19 protein-coding genes are annotated in these 21537 nt (G+C 40.0%); 16 read left to right on the top strand and 3 right to left on the bottom strand.

Going from position 1 to position 21537, the window contains the following annotated elements; all coding sequences use genetic code 11:
- Window positions 1-453: 453 nt before the first annotated feature.
- Entirely contained in the window at window positions 454-1959 is a 1506-nt protein-coding gene (locus ACWPWK_RS09300; RefSeq protein ID WP_109373727.1) for a vWA domain-containing protein, read from the bottom strand.
- Window positions 1960-2370: 411 nt separating this feature from the next.
- Between ACWPWK_RS09300 and ACWPWK_RS09295 the strand changes: the two genes are divergently transcribed.
- From ACWPWK_RS09295 to ACWPWK_RS09270, 6 genes are all read left to right on the top strand, one after another.
- Window positions 2371-3156 carry a class I SAM-dependent methyltransferase gene (locus ACWPWK_RS09295; protein ID WP_109373726.1) on the top strand — a complete coding sequence of 262 codons (786 nt, stop codon included), beginning with the start codon at window positions 2371-2373 and terminating at the stop codon, window positions 3154-3156.
- An 11-nt stretch (window positions 3157-3167) separates the two neighbouring features.
- The gene (gene nikA / locus ACWPWK_RS09290; protein ID WP_109373725.1) at window positions 3168-4742 is read left to right on the top strand and encodes a nickel ABC transporter substrate-binding protein; all 1575 of its coding nucleotides are present in this window, start codon (window positions 3168-3170) and stop codon (window positions 4740-4742) included.
- A 71-nt stretch (window positions 4743-4813) separates the two neighbouring features.
- The gene (gene opp1B, locus ACWPWK_RS09285) at window positions 4814-5740 is read left to right on the top strand and encodes a nickel/cobalt ABC transporter permease (RefSeq protein ID WP_109373724.1); all 927 of its coding nucleotides are present in this window, start codon (window positions 4814-4816) and stop codon (window positions 5738-5740) included.
- A gap of 2 nt (window positions 5741-5742) precedes the next feature.
- On the top strand, window positions 5743-6612 hold the full coding sequence (opp1C, locus tag ACWPWK_RS09280; RefSeq protein ID WP_109373723.1) for a nickel/cobalt ABC transporter permease: 870 nt from the start codon (window positions 5743-5745) through the stop codon (window positions 6610-6612).
- Window positions 6590-7399, top strand: a complete 810-nt coding sequence (locus ACWPWK_RS09275; protein ID WP_109373722.1) for an ABC transporter ATP-binding protein — start codon at window positions 6590-6592, stop codon at window positions 7397-7399. The genes opp1C and ACWPWK_RS09275 overlap by 23 nt, the downstream gene beginning before the upstream one ends.
- A 29-nt stretch (window positions 7400-7428) precedes the next feature.
- Complete coding sequence (locus tag ACWPWK_RS09270; RefSeq protein ID WP_109373721.1) at window positions 7429-8181, top strand: ABC transporter ATP-binding protein; 753 nt, start codon at window positions 7429-7431, stop codon at window positions 8179-8181.
- 56 nt (window positions 8182-8237) lie between these two features.
- Here the strand turns inward: ACWPWK_RS09270 and ACWPWK_RS09265 are convergent, their stop codons facing one another.
- Window positions 8238-8666 (bottom strand): hypothetical protein, encoded by a 429-nt coding sequence (locus tag ACWPWK_RS09265; RefSeq protein WP_109373720.1) that lies wholly within the window; start codon window positions 8664-8666, stop codon window positions 8238-8240.
- Between the two features lie 440 nt (window positions 8667-9106).
- Between ACWPWK_RS09265 and ACWPWK_RS09260 the strand changes: the two genes are divergently transcribed.
- The 10 genes from ACWPWK_RS09260 (at window position 9107) to ACWPWK_RS09215 (ending at window position 20505) form a co-directional block, all read left to right on the top strand.
- Window positions 9107-10693, top strand: coding sequence for an FGGY-family carbohydrate kinase (locus ACWPWK_RS09260; protein WP_109373719.1), 1587 nt, complete (start codon window positions 9107-9109; stop codon window positions 10691-10693).
- Window positions 10694-10743: 50 nt separating this feature from the next.
- Window positions 10744-12390: a signal transduction protein gene (locus ACWPWK_RS09255; RefSeq protein WP_109373718.1), complete on the top strand. Its 1647-nt coding sequence runs from the start codon at window positions 10744-10746 to the stop codon at window positions 12388-12390.
- 10 nt (window positions 12391-12400) lie between these two features.
- Entirely contained in the window at window positions 12401-13330 is a 930-nt protein-coding gene (locus ACWPWK_RS09250) for a dihydrodipicolinate synthase family protein (protein ID WP_109373717.1), read from the top strand.
- Window positions 13331-13352: 22 nt separating this feature from the next.
- On the top strand, window positions 13353-14405 hold the full coding sequence (locus ACWPWK_RS09245) for a sialidase family protein (protein WP_109373716.1): 1053 nt from the start codon (window positions 13353-13355) through the stop codon (window positions 14403-14405).
- Window positions 14406-14425: 20 nt separating this feature from the next.
- A complete protein-coding gene (locus tag ACWPWK_RS09240) occupies window positions 14426-15400 on the top strand; it encodes a tripartite tricarboxylate transporter substrate binding protein (RefSeq protein WP_232797607.1) in 975 nt (324 codons plus the stop codon).
- Between the two features lie 57 nt (window positions 15401-15457).
- Window positions 15458-15919, top strand: a complete 462-nt coding sequence (locus ACWPWK_RS09235; protein ID WP_109373714.1) for a tripartite tricarboxylate transporter TctB family protein — start codon at window positions 15458-15460, stop codon at window positions 15917-15919.
- A gap of 19 nt (window positions 15920-15938) precedes the next feature.
- On the top strand, window positions 15939-17456 hold the full coding sequence (locus ACWPWK_RS09230) for a tripartite tricarboxylate transporter permease (protein ID WP_109373713.1): 1518 nt from the start codon (window positions 15939-15941) through the stop codon (window positions 17454-17456).
- Window positions 17457-17510: 54 nt separating this feature from the next.
- Window positions 17511-18512 (top strand): LacI family DNA-binding transcriptional regulator, encoded by a 1002-nt coding sequence (locus ACWPWK_RS09225; protein ID WP_109373712.1) that lies wholly within the window; start codon window positions 17511-17513, stop codon window positions 18510-18512.
- Window positions 18513-18620: 108 nt separating this feature from the next.
- Entirely contained in the window at window positions 18621-19718 is a 1098-nt protein-coding gene (locus ACWPWK_RS09220; RefSeq protein WP_109373711.1) for a Fic family protein, read from the top strand.
- A gap of 196 nt (window positions 19719-19914) precedes the next feature.
- Window positions 19915-20505, top strand: coding sequence for a DUF4291 domain-containing protein (locus ACWPWK_RS09215; RefSeq protein ID WP_109373710.1), 591 nt, complete (start codon window positions 19915-19917; stop codon window positions 20503-20505).
- Window positions 20506-20555: 50 nt separating this feature from the next.
- Here ACWPWK_RS09215 and metF read toward each other — a convergent pair whose 3' ends face one another.
- Window positions 20556-21455: a methylenetetrahydrofolate reductase gene (metF, locus tag ACWPWK_RS09210; RefSeq protein WP_109373709.1), complete on the bottom strand. Its 900-nt coding sequence runs from the start codon at window positions 21453-21455 to the stop codon at window positions 20556-20558.
- Between the last annotated feature and the right edge of the window lie 82 nt (window positions 21456-21537).

Here is a 21537-nt window from a genome sequence, read left to right as displayed (position 1 = left end):
GCGGATTATTTAGGGTTAATTAACTGATTATTATTAAAGGCTTTTTTATTTTTCTTGAGTGAAAGAGGGAATATTAAGATAACGATTATGATAATTAAATAATGATGTTACAGGTTGCGCTATATTTTCTTAAATATATGGATTAAATCACCGAGATATTGAGTTTTACATTAAAAAATAATGAAATAGAAGAAAAAAAAGACAAAATATAAAAGAATAAACTATTAATGATCATCTAACTGTTGTGATAATAATCACAAAATAGGTTTATTCTGAATAATGAGGAAATAAAAAAAGGAAAAAAATACCTAATTAAGGAATGCTCTTAAATAGATAAGATATAGAGCTTGTGAACTTCAATATAATAATAAAATACACGTAATACGTGAAAAAATTCACCCTCAATGTGAAACCAAAGAGGGTGAGTTAAATATTAGAAACAGTAATCAATCATTATTTACAGTTCTTTGGAATATAATCTTCAATCGCTTTTCGAGTCATTAAACTGACTTCATTCGCATTACGCGCCGTGAAGACTTTACCGCCAGTGGCATTTGCCACACAGTTACCTGCACCAGTACCTAAAATATCCACCACATTAATGACGGCGCGAGGGTGAGCGCGTTTTAAGGTTCTGGCTGCGGCACAAGGGTCTTGATCGCAAGACTCTAAACCGTCTGATAACAACACAATAATGGTGTCACGATTATTGCCTTTAATTAAATTACCTGCACGTTTGATAGACTCGGCTAATGGTGTGCCACTATCGGGCTCAATACGTTTAATGTAACTGAGTAATTTTGATCTCTCATTACCACCATAAGCAGGGCTTGATTTCACAACACCACAGTCAGATGCCACAACGGTGGTAATTTTCATATCTGACGGAATGTTATTAATGATTTTTATTGCTGCGTTTCTTGCGGTTGTGATCCGTCGAGGTTCGGCATCATAACCTGGGAAAAGTTGTCCAGTTGAAGCGATATAGTCTAAATCACTCTCCGTTAAATTCATGCTCAGCGCCATAGAACCAGAGGCATCAAAGATAAGGATCACTTGAGGTGCAAGTTCCGCTGGGCGATCTGCGGGGCACATTTGTTTAATTTTACTGGCTAAGCGATTTTCACAGGTTGTATTTGCGGCTTTCTCGGTCACACCCGCTTTTTTCAATTCATCTTGTACACAAGCTTCTAATGGAGTGAGTTTTTTCACTGGCACAGGCTTGGGCACTGGTGCAGGTTCTGGTACAGGCTCAGGAATAGGCTCTGGTATAGGTTCTGGAACGGGTTCAGGGATTGGCTCTGGCTCAGGAACAGGCTCTGGTTTTGGCGGTATGACAGCGGCAGGTTTCTCTTCAACCACAGGAGGAACCGCTTTCGGATCAAAACAGCCTTTTAACCAAGACGCCAATAAAATTAAAAATAGCAAGAATAAGAAGAGTAATAGCCAACGTAGCCAGCGATTGCGTGTTTTGGCGGGTACATCAGCAAGCGCGGCACCCGCCGCCGCCGCACTTGCGCCTGCGGTGACTTGTGCAATAGGTGGCGGCAATGGTGTTGTGCGTGGCCACCATGTAATAACGGGTTGCCCATTAATAATATAGACACTTTCGCTATCAGGTAGCGTCGATGCTGTATCTAAAAGATGGCGCTCTTCATCCGTAATTCTATTTTGCGATGCTAATAGCGCCGTTTGCGTTTTAATATCGTTAAGGCGTTCATCTAAAATACGTCTTATTTCTTGCTGTTCTTGCCCTTGTAGCGACGTTAAGGCGACAGGATTACCAGAAACAGGCGAATACCACTCAATCACGTCATCCGACTTTTTCTCTGGCGTCGCAAATAGAGAACGATACTTAGTCGGAAAGTGTTGAGTTAGCAATTGAAGTAATTGCTGTTGGTGCGTTAAGGCAAAATCGGCACGGGTAATATCAGCCGTTAATCGTGAGATTCGATTCATATTTTAGAGAGCCTTATGTGACGGCTATATGTGGTTAAAGAAAGCAATTTAAGATAACAATATTATTGACTATAACGGTTTTATAAAAAAGGTGAAATTAAAGCGCTCACTTTTTTAATATCAGACAAAATTAAATTTCATTTCTAAATCCGCTCAATTTATTTCTCTATTTTAACAGGGGAAATAATTCATTTGCTTATTTATCTTCACTCCCATTAGGATGCGCGTTTATGTTAAAGATAAAGATCGCAAATTGGCCGATCTCTCTTATTGAGTACTGGCGAATATTGATATAGCACATAGAGCATCAAGGCGTTACAAGGTATGTTACCTACACTAAAAAATAGCCAAATCATTCGCTTTTAGGGGAATTTATTCCTCTTTTTACGTTGATATAACAGCAGGTTTCTGATGACAAATAAAATAAATAATAACCAATTACTTAATGATGTAACTCGCTACTGGAATATCAGAGCTGAAAGTTATAGTGAGTCTAATCAACAGGAATTGCTGAGCGAGAAACAACAGAAATGGCGTCATCTGTTATTGGGGCATATCAAAGAAGGTGAAACCTTAAAAGTGCTTGATATTGGTACGGGTCCGGGTTTTTTTGCCATTTTATTAGCGTTATCAGGTCATGATGTCACGGCAATTGATGCAACTGAGGGCATGTTGCTGGAAGCCAAACAAAATGCGCAAACGCATCAGGCAAATATTCAATTTATTCGCGGTGATGTACACCAACTGCCTTTTGCCAGTGAACAATTCGATTTAGTGGTTAGTCGCAACGTGACATGGAATTTAAAAGCGCCTCAAAAAGCGTATTCGGAGTGGTTTCGTGTATTAAAACCAGGCGGTAGTTTGATTAATTTTGATGCTAATTGGTATTTACATCTTTTTGATGAAAATTACTGGCAAGGTTTTGTGGCAGATAGAGAGCGTTCAATTGAAAAACAAGTTGAAGATCACTACGTCAATACAGATACCAAAGAGATGGAACGAATTGCCCGCCAATTACCATTAAGTCAAATTAAACGCCCACAATGGGATATTAATACCCTGTTAGAAGTCGGTTTTAGTCGATATATGATAGATACTCGCATTGGTGATTTTGTGTGGAACGAAGAAGAAAAGATTAATTATGGCTCCACACCGATGTTTATGATCCACGCACAAAAACAAAGAATAGATAATTAAAGGAGAATAACGTGAAGCCCTTATTTTCAGTGTTCCGAACACTATTATTAACACTTGCATGTGCTTTTCCTGCGTTAGCAGATAAAAGTAATAATATGTTGGATTATGCCAGCACAAAAGACATTCGTGATATTAACCCGCATCTCTACTCTGGTGAGATGGCAGCTCAAAACATGGTATTTGAATCCCTTGTATTAAATACCGAAAAAGGTGTTGCACCTTATTTAGCGGAGCGTTGGGATATTTCTCCTGATGGAAAGAGCTACACCTTCTTTTTACGTCATGATGTGACTTTTAGCGATGGTGAACCTTTTAATGCTAAAGCAGTAAAATTAAATATTGAAGCTGTGCTAGACAACTATGAACGACATGCGTGGTTAGAGTTAGTTCGTCAGATTGATAGTGTTGAAATTGTTGATGAATTCACAGTTAAATTAAATCTAAAAAACCCTTACTACCCAACATTAACCGAATTAGGTTTAACTCGCCCATTCCGCTTTATTTCGCCAAATTCTTTTATTAATGGCAAAACAAAAACGGGTGTTGCGAACTATATTGGTACAGGGCCTTGGGTATTAACTGAGCATAAAAAAGACCAATATGCTGAGTTTAAAGTTAACCCAAATTATTGGGGAGAGAAGCCGGTATTAAATGGCGTGATGTGGCGAGTGATCCCCGATAGACAAACCATGTTACTTTCTCTACAAAAAGGGGATATTCAGCTTATTTTTGGTGCAGATGGCGACATGTTAGATATGGATTCATTTGAAGCTCTTATGGCGTCAGATAAATTCAAAACTGAAATGAGCGCACCGATCGCTTCTCGCGCAATTGTGCTCAATAGTAGTCGCGCAATGACATCCAGCCAAAAAGTCCGCCAAGCATTACAATATGCGGTTGATAAAGAAGGGATTGCACAAGGTATTTTAGCGGGTAGCGAAAAAATCGCTGATACTTTAATGGCGCGCAGTGTGCCTTACTGTGATTTTGATTCTCCAACTTATGCTTATCAACCAACAAAAGCGATTGAACTATTAGAAGCCGAAGGCTGGGTATTACCAAAAGGTAAAGCTATTCGTGAGAAACAAGGTGAGAAATTACAGCTATTGCTCTCTTATAATGTGAATAATGCCGTTGAGAAAGAGATAGCTGAACTTATTCAAGATGATTTTAAAAAGATTGGTGTCGGTTTAACGATTTTAGGTGAAGAGAAACAAGCCTATTTAGATAGACAAAAAAATGGTGATTTTGATTTACAATATTCACTGTCATGGGGAACGCCTTACGATCCCGCTTCTTTTGTTTCATCATTTAGAATACCAGCTCACGCAGATTATCAAGGGCAAAAAGGGTTGGCAAATAAAGTCCAATTGGATGCAATGATTGGCGAGTTATTAATTACACCTAATGAAGCGCGCCGTCAGGAACTCTATAAAAACTTGTTTACGTCATTAGCCGAGCAAGCGGTCTATATTCCGTTAACCTATTCACGTACTAAGGCTATCCATCGTAGTGAATTAGAAAATGTGGGCTTTAATCCATCTCAATATGAAATACCGTTTGAAAAGATGCGCTTTAAGCCTTAATTAATGCATCAATGAGATTAACCAAAATAAGTGAGGCACGTAATATCAACGTGCTTCACTGATCAAATCTTATGCTACGTTATATATTCTGGAGAGTGCTGGCTATCTTCCCACTGGCACTGATCATTTCATTTATTGCCTTTATTCTGTTGGAATTAGCTCCGTCTGATCCTGCGGAAGTCGCGCTACGCGTCAATGAAATAGTCCCCACACCCGAAGCCATTGAAGGCATGCGCCATGAATTAGGGTTAGATAAGCCTTTTTTTACGCGTTACTTTTTGTGGTTAATGGCGGGTTTGCAACTCGATTTTGGTACCTCTTTTCTTACAAGAACCCCTGTTATTCAAGAGATGTTAAGGGCGTTACCTCCAACACTTTGGCTAGCTTCAACCGCGCTATTCTTTACGATTATTCTGACACTCCCTTTAGCATTATGGTGTGTGGCTAAACCTCAAAGTTTTACGGATAAATGCATCCGTTTCATTGTGTTTATTTTAACGGCTATTCCTAATTATTGGTTAGGATTGCTATTAATTTGGGGAGTCGCTGTTTATTTGGATTGGTTGCCTGTCAGCGGGATGCTATCGCCTCAGTCTGTTATTTTGCCTGCTCTGGCGCTCTCTTTAGGGTATATCGGCACTTATTTACGGTTATTACGCGGTGCGATGTTAAATCAATGGCATCAGCCTTATGTCTTTTATGCCAAAGCGCGTGGATTACCTGATAATCTTATTTTGCGTCGCCATATTTTACGTAATTCGCTGTATTCCAGTTTAACGGCTTTAGGGATGAGTATTCCAAAGCTTATTGCTGGTACGGTGGTGATTGAGAATATTTTTGCTTGGCCGGGAATAGGGCGACTATGTATCAGCGCTATATTTGGTCGTGATTATCCGATGATACAAGCTTATATTTTATTGATGTCACTGTTATTTCTCTTTTTTAATTTTCTGATGGACGTCATTCAAATGATGGCAGATCCAAGGCTAAGGAGATAATGATGTGGCGGATTTTTTGGCAACGACTCGGAAAAGATAAAAGTGCGCAACTGTGTTTATTGGTGATTATGATTGTGGTTATTGCAGGAATATTCGCCCCTTGGTTAGCTCCGCATGATCCCACATTAACCTCAATACGTTTGAAATTTAAGCCTATAAGCTTTGATTACCCGCTGGGTACGGATAATTTAGGGCGCTGTATCTTTTCAAGGTTATTGTTTGGTGTAAGAACGACGGTATTTTATGCCTTATTAGCCATGAGTGTGACATTAATGATTGGTTGGTTAATGGGAATGTTAGCCGGATTTTTTCATGGCAAGACAGATACCTTGATTATGCGACTATGTGATGTGGTTTTGTCATTCCCAGCAGAAATTATGATCTTAGCGTTAGTGGGAATAATGGGGCCGGGTATTGGTAATATCTTAATTGCCGTTATTTTAGTGAAATGGGCATGGTATGCCAGAATGATCAGAGGCGTTGTTCGCCAATATTCCCATCGTAATTACATTGCATATGCACAGGTGATTGGTGCACCTTCTAGTCATATTTTACGACGTCATTTATTACCCGTCACCTTTGCTGAAACTATTGTCTTAGCATCAACGGATATTGGTAGTGTTGTTTTAATGATCTCGGCGCTCTCCTTTTTAGGGTTAGGTGTACAACCACCAACGCCAGAATGGGGAAATATGCTTAGTGAAGCAAAAAATGTCATGGTATTACACCCAGAGCAAATGTTACCCGCAGGCATTGCAATTACCCTTGTTGTCACTGCATTTAATTTTTGGGGTGATTTCTTACGTGATGTGTTTGATCCGGATAATCGTCAGTCAGTAGGAGAAAAGCATGAACAACTTACTGACGCTTGAGCACGTTTCTATTACTCATCAAGAAAGCGGAAAAAAACTGATTGATGATATCTCTTTCTCGATAAAGCAAGGGCGTACATTAGCGATTGTAGGCGAAAGTGGGAGTGGCAAGAGTCTGATTAGTAAAGCTATTATGGGATTACTACCTGAACAATTAGTCATGTCAGGGGAGATTTTCTTGAATGGAAAGAAAATTAGTCATGAGGCGCTTTCTCAACGTCGAGCTTTATTGGGGACATCTTTAGGTGTGATTGTGCAAAATGGCATGAGTGCCTTTGATCCTCTAATGAGAATAGGAAAGCAATTTTGCCAAACTTTAATCTACCATTTTTCCTATTCTAAAAAGCAAGCCATAGAAGAAACTGAGTTGGCATTATCTCATGTATTTCCTCATCAGTTTCAATCTATTATGCAAGCATTTCCTCATCAATTAAGTGGTGGACAATTACAACGTGTGATGATTGCGATTGCACTTGCCTTATCACCGACGTTATTAATTGCAGATGAACCGACAACAGCGCTTGATGCACCTCTTCGCCAAGATATTTTAAAACTACTCCAGCATGTCGTCACAACTCATCATTCAACACTGATTTTTATTTCTCATGACTTAGGGATAGTCAATGAAATTGCTGACGATATATTAGTGATGCAAAAAGGAAAAATGGTTGAATGCGGTGAGAAAATAACCGTTTTATCGCATCCAACACAAGAATATACGCGTTATTTAATTAATGCACGCCGACAGCTTTCATTACGTTTCGAACAATTGATTAATAAAAAATAGATTAATATTATCCAAATAAAAGAGGGTTTATGTTATTAAGCGTTGAGAATATTAGTAAGTACTATACTCAAAAAAATAACACACTATTTGGTGAAAAAGTGAAGGTTATCGACTCACTCTCTTTTAATATTAATTCGAGTGAAGCTTTTGGTTTAGTGGGTGAAAGTGGCAGTGGTAAAAGTACATTAGCGCGTTTAATTTGTGGATTAGAGTTACCTGATAGTGGTGCTATCTTTTTAAATAATAAGCCCGTTACAAAACGACTTCATCGCCAAGGTATAATTAGTATCGTTTTTCAAGATTATATGACTTCTGTTAATCCAACATTAACGGTAGGCGAAATTATTGCTGAGCCGATTAAAATCATTAATCCAAGTATTAGCACTCAAGCACTGAAAACACTTATTTTTGCTTTTTTAGATAAAGTAGAATTACCTAAAAGCTGCTATACACGTTATATATTTGAACTTTCTGGAGGGCAGGCTCAACGGGTATGTTTATGTCGTGCATTAGCATCTTATCCAAAACTTATTGTATTAGATGAAGCGCTTAGCTCTTTAGATATTCCCACTCAAGTTCAAATATTAGATTTATTAAAACAGTTAAAAGAAGAATTTACACTCTCTTATCTTTTTATTAGTCATGATATTCAAACTGTGGCTTATTTCTGCGATAAAGTGATGTTCTTTTTACAAGGTAAAAATATTGAATTGTGTGAGATAAATAACCTAGGTAAAGTCACGCAGGATTATTCAAAAAAATTAATTCAATCTGTTATTTAATCGATAAATAGTAATAAAAACAGCAGTAAAATACTGCTGTTTTTTATTGGCAAAAATTAAAGATTATTCATTAAATGTTCTTGAACTGCTTTTGCATCGTTTGCAGCATTGAAATCAATACCAAAATTCAGCGTGCCTTCTTTTAGCTCAATACTACGTGGTGTTGCTTTAGAGCAGGTAATATTCTGTATTTTTTCTTTTACCGTTTCTTGTGCTATTTTTGAGCTCTCACAAGTATTAATTACGCCTTTTAATCCTTCGCTACAATAACTATCAACACCTGTTGTTTTTAAATCATCAGCAGTAAATGCAGACCAATCAAACATGACTTTTATATTGGCATCACAGCTTTTATTTAAATCGACAACACGAGATTGAATATTCTCCTCGAATTTTTGTTGTAATTCTTTTTCAGCTAATGTCGCTGCAAAGGTAGAAGAGGAAATAAGCAGTAGAGAAAGACTAATAGCAATATTTTTCAACATAATTAAATGCTCCAAAAAAGAATATATAAATTTAAATTAACTTATTAAAAGTAAAGTAATAGAGCGTTATAGCAATAGGAATATTATTGTTTTTGTTTATTTTATTATTTTTTGAATAATATCTCCTATTATTAGAGAGATATCTTTTTATAAAAGGGTATTTATTGTCGAAATATTGCTATTTTTATAAGTGTTTTTACTTACCTTATTAATTAAATGTTCGTTAGCTTCATAACGAACATAATCGATTCAGTACGTCATCTCAATAACGCATAAAGCCAAATAAATAAATTATCAATAAAATCATGATATTAAATTATCTATGTAGATCTGCATCACAAACTAATCTTATTGTGATTGTTTTTTCAGCATGCTCGAATTAACTTGCTAACTCGAAGTAGCAAAAATTAGCATAGCGTTAGCAAATGATGAGGGTTCGCATGGAACAACAATATTTTATTGGCGTTGATGTTGGCTCAGCCAGTGTCCGTGCAGCGGTATTCGATAGCAATGGAAAGCGTTTGGGCTTTTCTGTCCGCCCTATTGCTCAATTCCGCCCAAAAACGGATTTCGTTGAGCAATCGTCTACCGATATTTGGCAGCAGGTTTGCACGACTGTAAAAGAGTCGGTGGCGTTATCTGCTATTGATCCTATCCATGTGAAATCTATTGGCTTTGATGCCACTTGTTCTTTAGTTGCTGTGGATAAGGATGGCAAAGGGCTTTCTGTTTCACCGAGCGGCAAAGCGGAACAAGATATCATCATGTGGATGGATCACCGTGCTGTACAAGAAACGGTTACCATTAATCTGACCAATGATCCTTCACTGCGATATGTCGGTGGTGAAGTGAGTATTGAAATGGAGTTGCCAAAAATTCTCTGGTTAAAAAATCATTATCCAGAGCGTTATCAAAACGTATGGCGATTCTTTGATTTAGCTGACTTTTTAGTTTGGAAAGCAACATCAGGGGATGTAGCAAGTACCTGTACATTAACCTGTAAATGGAACTATTTAGCACATCAGGGACAATTTAGTGAGAGCTTGTTAGCCGATGTAGGTTTGGATGAATTATTAGAAAAAGTACCACAAACCATCCTTGCGTTAGGTGAACAAGCGGGTTGTTTAGATGAGTCGGTTGCCAATGCGTTTGGCTTGCACACGGGGGTCATTGTTGCTTCAGGCATTATTGACGCACATGCAGGTGGTTTAGCATTAACGGCATCACAACCTGAAGGTAGTTTGGCAATTATCAGTGGTACGTCTAACTGCCATATGATCGTAAGTCAATATCCCATTATGGTGCCCGGTGTTTGGGGACCTTATTTTGGCGCGATGTTACCAGACTTATGGCTAAATGAAGGCGGTCAAAGTGCTGCTGGTGCGTTAGTCGAGTGGTCTATTCGTCGTCATGAGTCATGGGCTGAATTAGAACAAGAAGCGAATGAAAAAGGGGTGAATTACTACGCCTTATTAAATGAAGCTGTCGCTGAATTGGAAGAAACAGAACAATATCCAACCGCACAGTTTCATGTTTTAGCTGATCACCATGGTAATCGCTCTCCGCGCGCTAATCCTGCCGCAAAAGGTATGGTAAGCGGATTAACGTTGGAAAGTGGTCGTGTTGCATTGGCTCGTTATTATCTTGCAACACTGCAATCTATTGCTTATGGCACACGCCATATTATCGACACACTTGAAGATGCTGGACATCAAATTAATCGCATCGTGATGTGTGGTGGTGCAACGAAAAATCCATTGTGGCTACGCGAATATGCTAATGCGACAGGTCGTGAAATTCATTTAGCACAAGAAGAAGATGCAGTGAATTTAGGGGCTGCATTATTAGGTGCCGTAGCGTGTAAAGCCTTTGATGATTTCTCTAAAGCTGCCAGCGCAATGGTACGAGAAGGTGGCATTATCGCACCAGATAGCGACACGTTTGCCTTCCATCAGGCCAAATATCAAGTTTATTTGCAGATGTATCAAGATCAGCAGCGTTATAACGAAATGATGTCAGATTGTTGACCACTAATTTTTCCGATTATGAACCGAGTTTACCTTACCAGGGATACCTTATGTTGAACTTAAATCTACCAAAATTACCAACGACCATTACAGCAGGTTCTAAAGAGATCCTGATGGTCACCAACGCAGACTTACGTGAGCCTGCAAACGTAACGTGCTGGCCTGTACAGAAAAAATTTGAAGATAAACTGGCCACAGCATTAGAAGCTCAAGGTTACAAAATGAAGCGTGCTCATGAGATCAATGAAGCTCGCGGTCATGGCTTTATCAGCAGTCAGCGTGAAGGTTGCGATATGTTTGCTGCAATCGATCCTGATGCTCCTGTTATCGTGTTATTAACCGCATGGCAATATTCACACCATATTGCCTCTTCTTTAGCACACCATCGTGGCCCTATTTTACTGCTGGCTAACTTTGATGGTACATGGCCGGGTCTGGTGGGCATGTTGTGTTTAGCGGGTACGATGACCAGTTTAGGTAAAAATTATTCACGTTTATGGTCAGAAGAGTTTGATGATGAATTCTTTGTAGATGGCTTAGCAACTTGGTTAAAATATGGTTATGTAAATCATAAGCTTAGCTATCTTACAGATATTGCGCCAACACACAGGGTAATGGCGTCAGAAGCCGGCGAAGTGGGGCGTAAAGTCGGTGAATATATAATTAAAAATAAAGAAATAATCGGTTTGTTCGATACATTCTGTATGGGAATGATTAACGGGGTCTTCCCACAACAGGCAATGATCAATATTGGTATGCCAATTGAATCCCTTTCTCAGTCTGCGTTACTGGTCGAAATGGCGAAAGTACCGACAGAATTAAGAGAGGCATGTTTACAGTGGTACGAAGATAACGGGATGACGTTTATGTTTGGTCAAGATGACAAAACTGAACTCACTCGTGAACAAGTGATGGAGCAGTGCGCCATGATGATTGCAATGGCGCGTTTCGTAAAACGTTTTGGTTTAACTGCGGTGGGTGTGCAATATCAGCAGGGTTTAAAAGATTGTTGCCCTGCGTCTGACTTTGCTGAAGGTGCGATTGGTTCGACCGCGCGTTTCCCACTACCAGATGAAAACGGCGAGATTATCTGTCCTAACACGCCAATTCCTTGTATTAACGAAGTGGATATGGGTACGGCTATTCCTCAAACGATGTTATGGCGTTTATTAACATCATTAGGATTACCGGCTGAAACCACACTACATGATATTCGTTGGGGTAGTGAGTATGAAGGAACATTCTACTGGGATATGGAAATTTCAGGCTCTGTTCCTTTTGAACACCTCAAAGGTGGCCTAAAAGGTGCAACAGGTTATCGCCAGCCTCCGATGTTCTTCCCTAAAGGGGGTTCAACTATCGCTGGTCAAGGCAAGGCAGGACGCTTGTTATGGAGCCGTGCACACTATGAAGGTACTGATGTGATTATGCATATCGGTACAGGTGTGGCGGTAGAATTACCTGAAGCAGAATTTGAACGTCGCCGTAGAGCAACTAACTACGAATGGCCATTATTGAACTGTACGTTAGATGGCGTAACTCGTGATGACCTTATGGCGGGACATCAAAGTAACCACATTACTGTGGCTTATGTTGATGAAGATAAATTGGCGTTTGTGCTAAAAGCATTCGTTGCTCAAGCACTGACTCAAGGTATCCAAGTGAAAGTGGCAGGCGATGCCATTAACTTACTGTAAGGAATTGATGATGAGTCAGCAAAAATACGTCGGTGTTTGGCCTGTTATGCTAACCCCTTTTGATGCCAAAGGGGAGATTGATTGGGCGTCATTAGAGCGCCTTGTAGACTGGTATATCGATTCTGGTGTACATGGACTATTTGCCGCCTGCCAATCAAGCGAAATGTTTTATTTAAGTGATGAGGAAACTCAAGCACTTACCCGTTTTATCGTTGAAAAAGCAGATGGAAGAGTACCTGTAGTTGCTTCTGGTCATACTGCAACCGCATTAAGTCAACAAAAAGAACAATTGCAGGCAATGGCGGGTACTGGCGTCGATGGCGTCATTATGATCAGTAATCGCTTGGCTCTAGTCGGGGAGTCAGATGATAAAGCGATGGAAACACTGCAAGTCTTAACCAATGTGGTACCAAAAGAGATTGATTTGGGTATCTATGAATGCCCTTATCCTTACAAACGCTTGTTATCTGAAGAGATTGTAGAGTGGTGTGCACAAAGTAATCGCTTTACCTTTATCAAAGATACGTGCTGTTCTCTTCCGATGATAGAACGTCGTTTGGCATTATCAAAAGGAACTCGTTTGCATCTTGCAAACGCTAACAGTCAAACGCTATTAGCTTCATTCCAAGCTGGATGTCAGGCATATAGCGGTGTTATGGCAAACTTCCATCCAGAGCTTTATGTTTGGCTTTATGAGAATTGGAAAGATAAACCAGAGCAGGCTGCGGTGTTAGCAGATTATTTATCAACAGCAGCGATGACCGAAACACTGGATTATCCAGCGTGCGCTAAATATCATCAGCGCCTGATTGGTAACTTCAGCACACTGGTCTGCCGTTCCCGTAACAGCAGTCAGTTTGAAAACTCATTTTTCCCTTCTGCCGTCAATAGCATGACTGCATTGGGTGAAAATATGAAGAAGTGGCTTTCGTTAGATTAATTTAGGACACAGGAGTAGGAATATGCCTTTCGTGATGAAGGAAACCCAGTTTGTGCTTGATAATGCACATTCACTTTTTAATCACTGCCATGCTTCAACGATTGTGCGTGTGCCTAACTCTGAGCGTTTGTTAACCGCTTTTTTCGCTGGTGATAAAGAAGGTAGCGGTAATACCGCTATCTGGCTAGTGATGAAAGAGGGTGATCATTGGCAACACGCTCAGCCTGTTGTTAAAAATCCGGGTGTTGCGCACTGGAATCCAGTTTTACATGTTGACCCATCAACAGGTAATATCTGGCTGTTTTATAAAACGGGTCCCGATGTACATAGTTGGACGACCCAATACGTTATCTCGAAGGATGGCGGAAATAGCTGGAGTTTACCGAGTGAATTGGTTTCTGGTGATGTAGCACCTAGAGGTCCTGTGAAAAATAAAGTGTTAGTGATGTCGAATGGCGAGTGGTTGGCACCAGGATCGGTTGAGGATGACCAATTCTGGGATGCGTTTGTCGATATTTCGAGTGACAACGGTCAACACTGGTTGCGAGTAGATATTCCAATTGAACATCATAAAGGTGAACAGGCGGAACATGAAATCTGGCAGGGTTTAAAGGACGATGCCTTATGGGAGACTGATCTACAACGCGTTTTTCAATGGGATGGCGTGATACAGCCAACACTATGGGAATCCCGGCTTGGGCATGTGCATGCCATGATGCGGAGTACGCGCGGTACGATTTATCGTAGCGATTCAACGGATTATGGGCGCAGTTGGTGTCCAGCTTATGCAACAATATTACCAAATAATAATAGCGGCATTGATGTCGTCTCCTTCGCAGATGGTCAACTGGCATTGGTGTATAACCCGAATTCAGGTAACTGGAGTCGTCGTTATCCCATCTCTGTCAGTCTTTCATCCGATAATGGCAGTACTTGGTCTGAACCATTCGATTTACTCGATGGGGAAGGCGAATTTTCATATCCGGCTATTATTGCTGAAAACAATACCCTACACGTTACCTTTACTTGGAACCGAAAAAACATTGTTTATCAGCAGTTAATGGCTACTCAATAAAAATGTGGAGAAAGGGTTTTATGAAAAAGAGTCTACTCGCAGCGTTGGCGATTACGATGACACTGGGCATGGGGAACGCAGTTGCCCAACAGTTAACGTATCCTACAAAAAATATTGATGTTGTCATCCCGAAAAATCCAGGCGGTGGTACTGATACTTCTGCACGTACTATCATTGAATTTGCAAAAGATGTGATGCCGGCTGGACGTATTTTCGTTCCTGTGAATAAGCCTGCGGGTAATGGTTTAACGGGTCTGATTGAAGTTGCTAATGCGCGTCCAGATGGCACTAAATTAGTAATGACAACCGTTGAACTTGCGATGTTCCCACACCAAGGAAAATCACCAGTTACTTATAAAGACTTCACCCCAATCGCAACAACTATCGCTGATCCAGTGGTGTTAGTTGTTAATGCAGAATCACCTTACACCACGTTACAAGAGTTTATCGATGGCGCGAAAGCGAACCCAGGTAAACTGAAAGTGGGTAACTCAGGGATGGGTGCTATTTATCACTTAGCTGGCGTTAATATCGAACGTACCACGGGGGCTAAATTTAACCATATCCCTTATAACGAAGGTACAGGCCCTTCAATCGCAGCTTTAGTGGGTAACCACCTTGATGGCGTATTAACAACTCCGGGTGCAGTTAAATCTCAAGTTGATGCTGGTATTCTACGTGTTCTTGGTGTAATGGATGAGCGTCGCTTCCCATTATTCCCAGCCGTACCTACTTTCAAAGAAGCATTGAAATTAGACACTAACGTGAAAATGCGTGCTTGGGCTGTATTAGCAACAACAGCTAATGTCCCTGATAACGTGAAGAAAGAGTTAGTCGGTGCATTCTCTGAAGTGGTTCAAAAACCTGAATATCAAGAAGCACTGAAAAAACAAGGTATTATGCCTGTTTACATCACAGGTGACGATGCTTACCAAATGATGAAAGAAGACCACGAAATGTATGCTGAGTTAATTTCAGCAACTCTGAAAAAATAACCTTTCTATGATAAACCACCCTATCCGCAAGCTGGATAGGGTCGGGGAGATCCCGACATGACTAAAATCAATACAATCATCGGTGCGATTTCAGTAGCTTTTGGGCTACTTATTATCTATCTCTCCCGTGATATGAGTATGTTTGATGAATATGGTGTACCAGGAGAGCGTTTCTGGCCTTATGGTTTAGCCATCTTATTTGTTTTACTGGGGATTTTTCAATGGATAGGTGTGATTGTGCAAAAAGTAAAACACGTTCACCAATCTGTTGACTTAAGTTCGACTGCGGTTAAGCGTGCTTATGGCTTAGGCATTTTTATGCTGCTATATGCAACTGGCTTGTATTTTTTTGGTTTTATTATTCCGTCATTGCTTCTCATCCCAATCATTATGTGGTTGATGAATGAAAGAAAGCCTATTGCGCTGGTTATTATTCCAGTCGTAATGGTTGCCGCCGTTTATGTCTTCTTTGACATTATCTTTAATTCACCTCTGCCAACCTCCGTCTTTTTTGAGTAAGCGGTAAAGGAGCTTTGAGATGGAAATACTAGACGCTTTAATGGTCGTTTTCAGTCTGGAAACGATAACGATGATCCTGTTGGGGGTATTCGCGGGTATTATTATCGGTGCATTACCAGGCCTAACAGTGAATATGGGGATCGCACTGCTTCTCCCGTTAACTTACTCCTTCCAAGGAATGACAGGGATCTTATTATTATTGGGGATGTATTGTGGTGCCGTATATGGTGGCTCAATTACCGCAATACTAATAAGTACACCAGGAACACCCGCTTCTGCTGCAACGGTATTGGATGGTTATCCAATGGCGAAAAAAGGTGAAGCAGGAAGAGCACTGGGTTTATCTACGATGGGCTCTATGTTTGGGGGGATCTTTAGTACGATTGCCCTGATTGTTATTGCGCCTCAATTGGCAAAAGTAGCGACGGGTTTCTCTGCTGCTGAGTATTTTGCACTCGCTGTATTTGGCATAAGTATTATTACCAGTGTATCATCGCAATCGATTGTGAAAGGATTAATGGGCGGGGCAATTGGTTTAGCAATCGCAACCATTGGACTTGATCCGATGACATCAGGACCTCGTTTTACCTTTGATACTGTGTATTTAATGGGGGGTGTTTCATTTATTCCTATCCTGGTTGGCCTGTTTGCTTTCTCTCAAGGACTTATTAGCTTCGAAGAAGAGTACCGTGAGCGTAAGCAGAAGAAAAACGAAAAAATTAATGCACGTATTCACCGTGTATTACCAACGTGGGCAGATTTTAAACGCGTATTACCAACATATTTACGCTCTTCTGCTATTGGTACAACGATTGGAGCTATTCCGGGTACGGGCGGAGATATCTCATCATTTATCTCTTATAACGAAGCAAAACGTTGGTCTAAACACCCTGAAGAGTTTGGTCATGGTTCACCAGAAGGTGTGTCTGCACCAGAAGCCGGTGCAAACTCAGTGACAGGCGGAACCATGGTGCCTTTAATGACCTTAGGTATTCCAGGTGATGGTGCAACTGCTATTATCATGGGTGCATTTATGGTTCAAGGATTGGCGTTAGGGCCTCAGCTTTTTACTGACAATCCAGTTGAAGTTAACAGTATCTTTATTGGTTTGATGATGGCGAATATTTTCCTCGGTATCTTAGGTTTCTTATGTATGAAACTCTTCGTTCGAGTGATGGATGTTCCGCGTCGCGTATTAGTACCAATTATCTTTGTATTATGTAGTGTAGGTGCTTATTCTGTGAACCATAGCATCATCGATGTGTTTGTGATGATGGGAGCAGGGTTACTCGCTTACATTATGATTAAGCTTGATTTCTCCATGTCTCCTGTGGTTATCGGGATTATCTTAGGGCCGATGGCAGAATCAAACTTACGCCGTGCTTTAATGATGTCTCAGGGTGATTTATCTATCCTGTATACACGCCCAATTACAGCGACATTCTTAGGTATTGCGATACTGACGTTGATCCTGCCCATTATTGGACCTTCGTTAAAAGCGATGTGGAAGAAATACCGAGCTAAGCCTGCTCAATAAAGGTTAATCAGCCCTCATCATTAAGATGAGGGCTATATCAATGATGGAATATTAATGGCAAAAACAGTTGAACAGATTGCAAATGACCTGAATTTGTCTATTACCACAGTCAGATTGGTATTAAATGGCAAAGGTGATCAATACCGGATCAGTGCAAAAACGCAAAAGAAGATAGCAGACTATGTTGAGGTGTTTGGTTATACCGTCAATCATGCGGCTAGAAGCTTAAAGCTTAATAAAACAGATACCTACGGATTGGTTATTCCTCGTCTTTCTAACCCATTCTTTGCCGCTTTAGCCGAAAAATTAGAGATGCATTGTCACCAAATTGGTTGTCAGCTAACGATTAGCTGTACTTATGGTGATATCAAAAATGAAAATAAGCTCGTTAAATCAATGGACGAGCGCAATGTTGATGGCATTTTTATTGTTTCGTCTAGCCGCAAAAATCAGCTACATCATGTTAAGCATCGTCAAAAACCATTGGTTTTTTTAGATAGAGATTTCTCTGTTAGTGAAGCTATTTGTGTCGCTTCAGATAACTGTGACAGTGGTGCTCAGCTGACAAGAGCGATGATAAAGCAAGATGCGCCAATCCACTTTTTTGCGGGTGATGCATTATTACCAACTATTGCCGCTCGTTTGCGCGGTTATGTGCAAGCCATAAAAGGGCATTATGGTGATGATAACCGCGTCACTGTCTCTTATGCTGAACATAATACGACCAAAGATGGTGAGCGGATGATGAAACAGTATTTGGAACAACATCAGCAAATACCTTCTCATTTTATTGCTTCATCGTTGCCTATTCTTGAAGGTTTATTGAGTGTTATCCGTCAACGTGAAGGGAGTATCCCTGCTCATCTTCATATTGGTACATTCGATGATCATGTGATGCTCAGCTTTTTACCGAATAATGTGTGGTCCATGAAGCAGGACGAAGCGTTATTGGTCGAAAAAGCCTTTGAAATCATGACGGCAAAAATTTCAGGCACTGTTGTGAAAGCGCCTGCACTTATCAAAACACAGCTTATTGAACGTCTCATTCCAGCCTAATGAGTCAATTAGCAAACTTATTCGCCTCACTTTGTGAGTAGATTAAGCTTTCTATTCGCCTCACTTTGTGAGTAAAATAGAGTTTGTATTTGACTCATGGGGTGATTTATGTGGATTTGGCAACATTCAAACTGGACTCATTTCAGATTTAAAAGCAATACAATCATACCTTTGCTTATTGATACCCGTTTTATTCAAGGGATGCTTTATGGGCAAAGCCAAATGTTGCCTGAAAATAGCACTTCAGCATTAGATTCTATTTTGGCGAATATTATTTATTCGAGTGATATTGAAGGTGAAACGTTAAATGCTTTTTCTGTTCGCTCTTCATTAGCAACTCGATTAGGTATTGTAGAGGAAAAAACATATCCTACTGATGAAAAATCAGAAGGTTTTGTTCAAGCGGCATTAGATGCGATTAATAATTTAGATGAGCCATTAACGCATGAGCGGTTATTTCAGTGGCATAACCTCTTATTTCCTCAGGGACACTCTATTTTAAATCCGATTACTTCAGGGCAATATCGAACAGGTATTGTGCAGGTTGTTTCGGGTAAAAGAATTGATAAGCCCATTGTTCATTTTGAAGCACCACCACCAAAATCAATAGAAACGGAAATGGCTTTATTTTTAGACTGGTTTAATGAAACGAGAACGCATTATGAACCTGATTTAATTATTCGAGCGGCTATTGCACATCTTTGGTTTTTAACTATTCATCCATTTGAAGATGGAAATGGTCGGATAGGCAGATTAATTATGGATTTAGCATTGGCTCAAGCTGAGAATAAAACAGTAAGGCTATATGCAATGTCAAAAACGATTAATGAGCATCGCCAAGAATATTATGACGTCATCGAAAATATGCAAAAAGGTGATGGCGATATTACATTATGGCTTCAATGGTTTTTACAAATGCTTCAATTATCGATTTTGGATGCAACCCATGAAATTGATAATACAGTAAGGGCAACAAAATATTGGCAAACCCACGATCAAGCGTTGTTATCATCAGAGCAATCAAAAGTGATTAATAGAATGCTTGGTGGGGATTTTGTTGATGGAATTAATAATAGCCAATATAAAAGTGTAGCAAAAGTCAGCCGAGCCAGTGCGACAAGGCATTTAGCATTTCTGGTTGAACACGGCTTTTTAGCGGATAGCGGTGCTGGTGGACGGAGTGTGAGATATATTTTGCAAGACTAGGTTTGTTATTATTAAACCACAATCGCGACATTAGTCTGTTTGTTTTATTGTTATTCTTTTTTTTATCTTTGTGAACGCGCGTTACTCTATTTATCGAGTCTTAACAAAAATAGGGGCTCTTGATTATCTGTGATCAGAGGCTCATAATTTAAGCGTATAGTTCCATTTTATTAATATAAAAGGATATTAAAGAAAGATGAACGATGATGTTGACCGATGTCCTGAGTGCGAAGTAAGGGCATATTATACGGATGATTTTGTTCGTGTTTACCAAGCCTATTCTAATACTATTGCTCAGAGCGCAGTCGCAAACGGAACTTTTGTTTCGCCCCCTTTTAGTATGACCCGCATGACGTGGGTAAAACCTTCCTTTCTTTGGATGATGTACCGTTCTGGCTGGGGACGCAAAGATGCTAATCAAGCGTCTATTCTTGCGGTTGATATTACGCATGAAGGTTTTCAAGAGATGCTGACACAAGGTGTTGTGAGTCATTTTGATCCAGACCGTTACACCAGTGCAGACGCGTGGAAAGAGGCATCAGAAACCAGTAATATCCGCATTCAGTGGGATCCTGAACGTGATATTTATCTTAATCGACTCAACTATCGCACCATTCAAATTGGTCTGCGTAATCAAGCCGTTGAAAAATACTGCAAAGAGTGGATAGTGAATATTACAGATATTACCGATAAGGTACGTAAAATAGATACTTGTATTGCTAATGGTGATTTAGACACCGCATACAGCCTATTACCTGTAGAAAAACCTTATCACTTTGGTGAGTAATTCATCAAAATGTCACCCCGCTTAATTGGCGGGGTAATTGTGTCATAGGATCATGCTTTGATAAGTTCAGGGCGAACACCCAGCGTATGGCAAATAGCATATGTTAATTCTGAACGATTAAGTGTATAAAAGTGAAAATCTTTTACCCCTTCACGGCTTAAAATCTTCACCATATCAATGGCAATAGAAGCACCTACTAGACTACGGGTTTCAGGATCGTTATCTAACCCATCAAACATTTTATGCATCCAACCTGGAATTTTCACATTGGTTAAACCAGCAAAGCGTTTTAGCTGTTTAAAATTAGTGACAGGTAAAATTCCTGGCACAATTTCAACATCAATACCTGTTGAAACGCAGCGGTCACGAAAACGTAAATAGCTTTCGACATCAAAGAAAAATTGGGTGATCGCACGGTTGGCTCCGGCATCGACTTTTCTTTTTAAATTGATTAAATCTGCTTGCGCACTTTTTGCTTCAGGATGCACTTCAGGATAAGCCGCCACAGAAATATCAAAATCGCCCACCCCTTTAAGTAAATGCACTAAATCGGTGGCGTACATATCAGGTTTTTGAGTGTTATCAGGTAAATCGCCCCGTAATGCCACAATGTGGCGAATACCACTTTGCCAATAATCTTGTGCGATATGCTGTAACTCTTCACGGCTGGCATCAATACAGGTCAAATGAGGAGCCGCTTCTAGTCCTGTACGTTCTTTAATGCCTTTAATAATGGAGTGTGTTCTATCACGTTCACCTGAATTTGCGCCATAAGTGACAGAGACAAAGCTCGGTTTTAAGGTATTTAAGCGCGCAAGAGATTGCCAAAGGGTGTTTTCCATCTCCTCAGTTTGAGGTGGAAAAAATTCAAAGGAAACTTGGATCTGGCCATCAAGTTCAGCAAGATTTTGGTTTAGCGCTTCATGTTGGCTTGCGTGATAAAAGCTCATACCTGTACCTCATCAATCGTGTCACTGTGTTGTTATTTTTATTAAGTATCACTACTTATTTGCCCATCTAACCATTTAGACG

The organism is Proteus sp. Marseille-Q3619 (genome assembly GCF_965283115.1).
This window is presented reverse-complemented; position numbering and strand designations above follow the sequence as displayed.

Bases quoted from the DNA above. Each gene is read 5' to 3' on its own strand.
- ACWPWK_RS09245 (WP_109373716.1), top strand. From the start codon at position 13,353: ATGCCTTTCGTGATGAAGGAAACCCAGTTTGTGCTTGATAATGCACAT.
- ACWPWK_RS09215 (WP_109373710.1), top strand. From the start codon at position 19,915: ATGAACGATGATGTTGACCGATGTCCTGAGTGCGAAGTAAGGGCATAT.
- metF (WP_109373709.1), bottom strand. From the start codon at position 21,455: ATGAGCTTTTATCACGCAAGCCAACATGAAGCGCTAAACCAAAATCTT.
- ACWPWK_RS09270 (WP_109373721.1), top strand. From the start codon at position 7,429: ATGTTATTAAGCGTTGAGAATATTAGTAAGTACTATACTCAAAAAAAT.
- opp1B (WP_109373724.1), top strand. From the start codon at position 4,814: ATGCTACGTTATATATTCTGGAGAGTGCTGGCTATCTTCCCACTGGCA.
- ACWPWK_RS09260 (WP_109373719.1), top strand. From the start codon at position 9,107: ATGGAACAACAATATTTTATTGGCGTTGATGTTGGCTCAGCCAGTGTC.
- ACWPWK_RS09255 (WP_109373718.1), top strand. From the start codon at position 10,744: ATGTTGAACTTAAATCTACCAAAATTACCAACGACCATTACAGCAGGT.
- ACWPWK_RS09295 (WP_109373726.1), top strand. From the start codon at position 2,371: ATGACAAATAAAATAAATAATAACCAATTACTTAATGATGTAACTCGC.
- ACWPWK_RS09220 (WP_109373711.1), top strand. From the start codon at position 18,621: ATGTGGATTTGGCAACATTCAAACTGGACTCATTTCAGATTTAAAAGC.
- ACWPWK_RS09250 (WP_109373717.1), top strand. From the start codon at position 12,401: ATGAGTCAGCAAAAATACGTCGGTGTTTGGCCTGTTATGCTAACCCCT.
- ACWPWK_RS09265 (WP_109373720.1), bottom strand. From the start codon at position 8,666: ATGTTGAAAAATATTGCTATTAGTCTTTCTCTACTGCTTATTTCCTCT.
- ACWPWK_RS09225 (WP_109373712.1), top strand. From the start codon at position 17,511: ATGGCAAAAACAGTTGAACAGATTGCAAATGACCTGAATTTGTCTATT.
- ACWPWK_RS09235 (WP_109373714.1), top strand. From the start codon at position 15,458: ATGACTAAAATCAATACAATCATCGGTGCGATTTCAGTAGCTTTTGGG.
- ACWPWK_RS09230 (WP_109373713.1), top strand. From the start codon at position 15,939: ATGGAAATACTAGACGCTTTAATGGTCGTTTTCAGTCTGGAAACGATA.
- opp1C (WP_109373723.1), top strand. From the start codon at position 5,743: ATGTGGCGGATTTTTTGGCAACGACTCGGAAAAGATAAAAGTGCGCAA.
- ACWPWK_RS09300 (WP_109373727.1), bottom strand. From the start codon at position 1,959: ATGAATCGAATCTCACGATTAACGGCTGATATTACCCGTGCCGATTTT.
- ACWPWK_RS09240 (WP_232797607.1), top strand. From the start codon at position 14,426: ATGAAAAAGAGTCTACTCGCAGCGTTGGCGATTACGATGACACTGGGC.
- ACWPWK_RS09275 (WP_109373722.1), top strand. From the start codon at position 6,590: ATGAACAACTTACTGACGCTTGAGCACGTTTCTATTACTCATCAAGAA.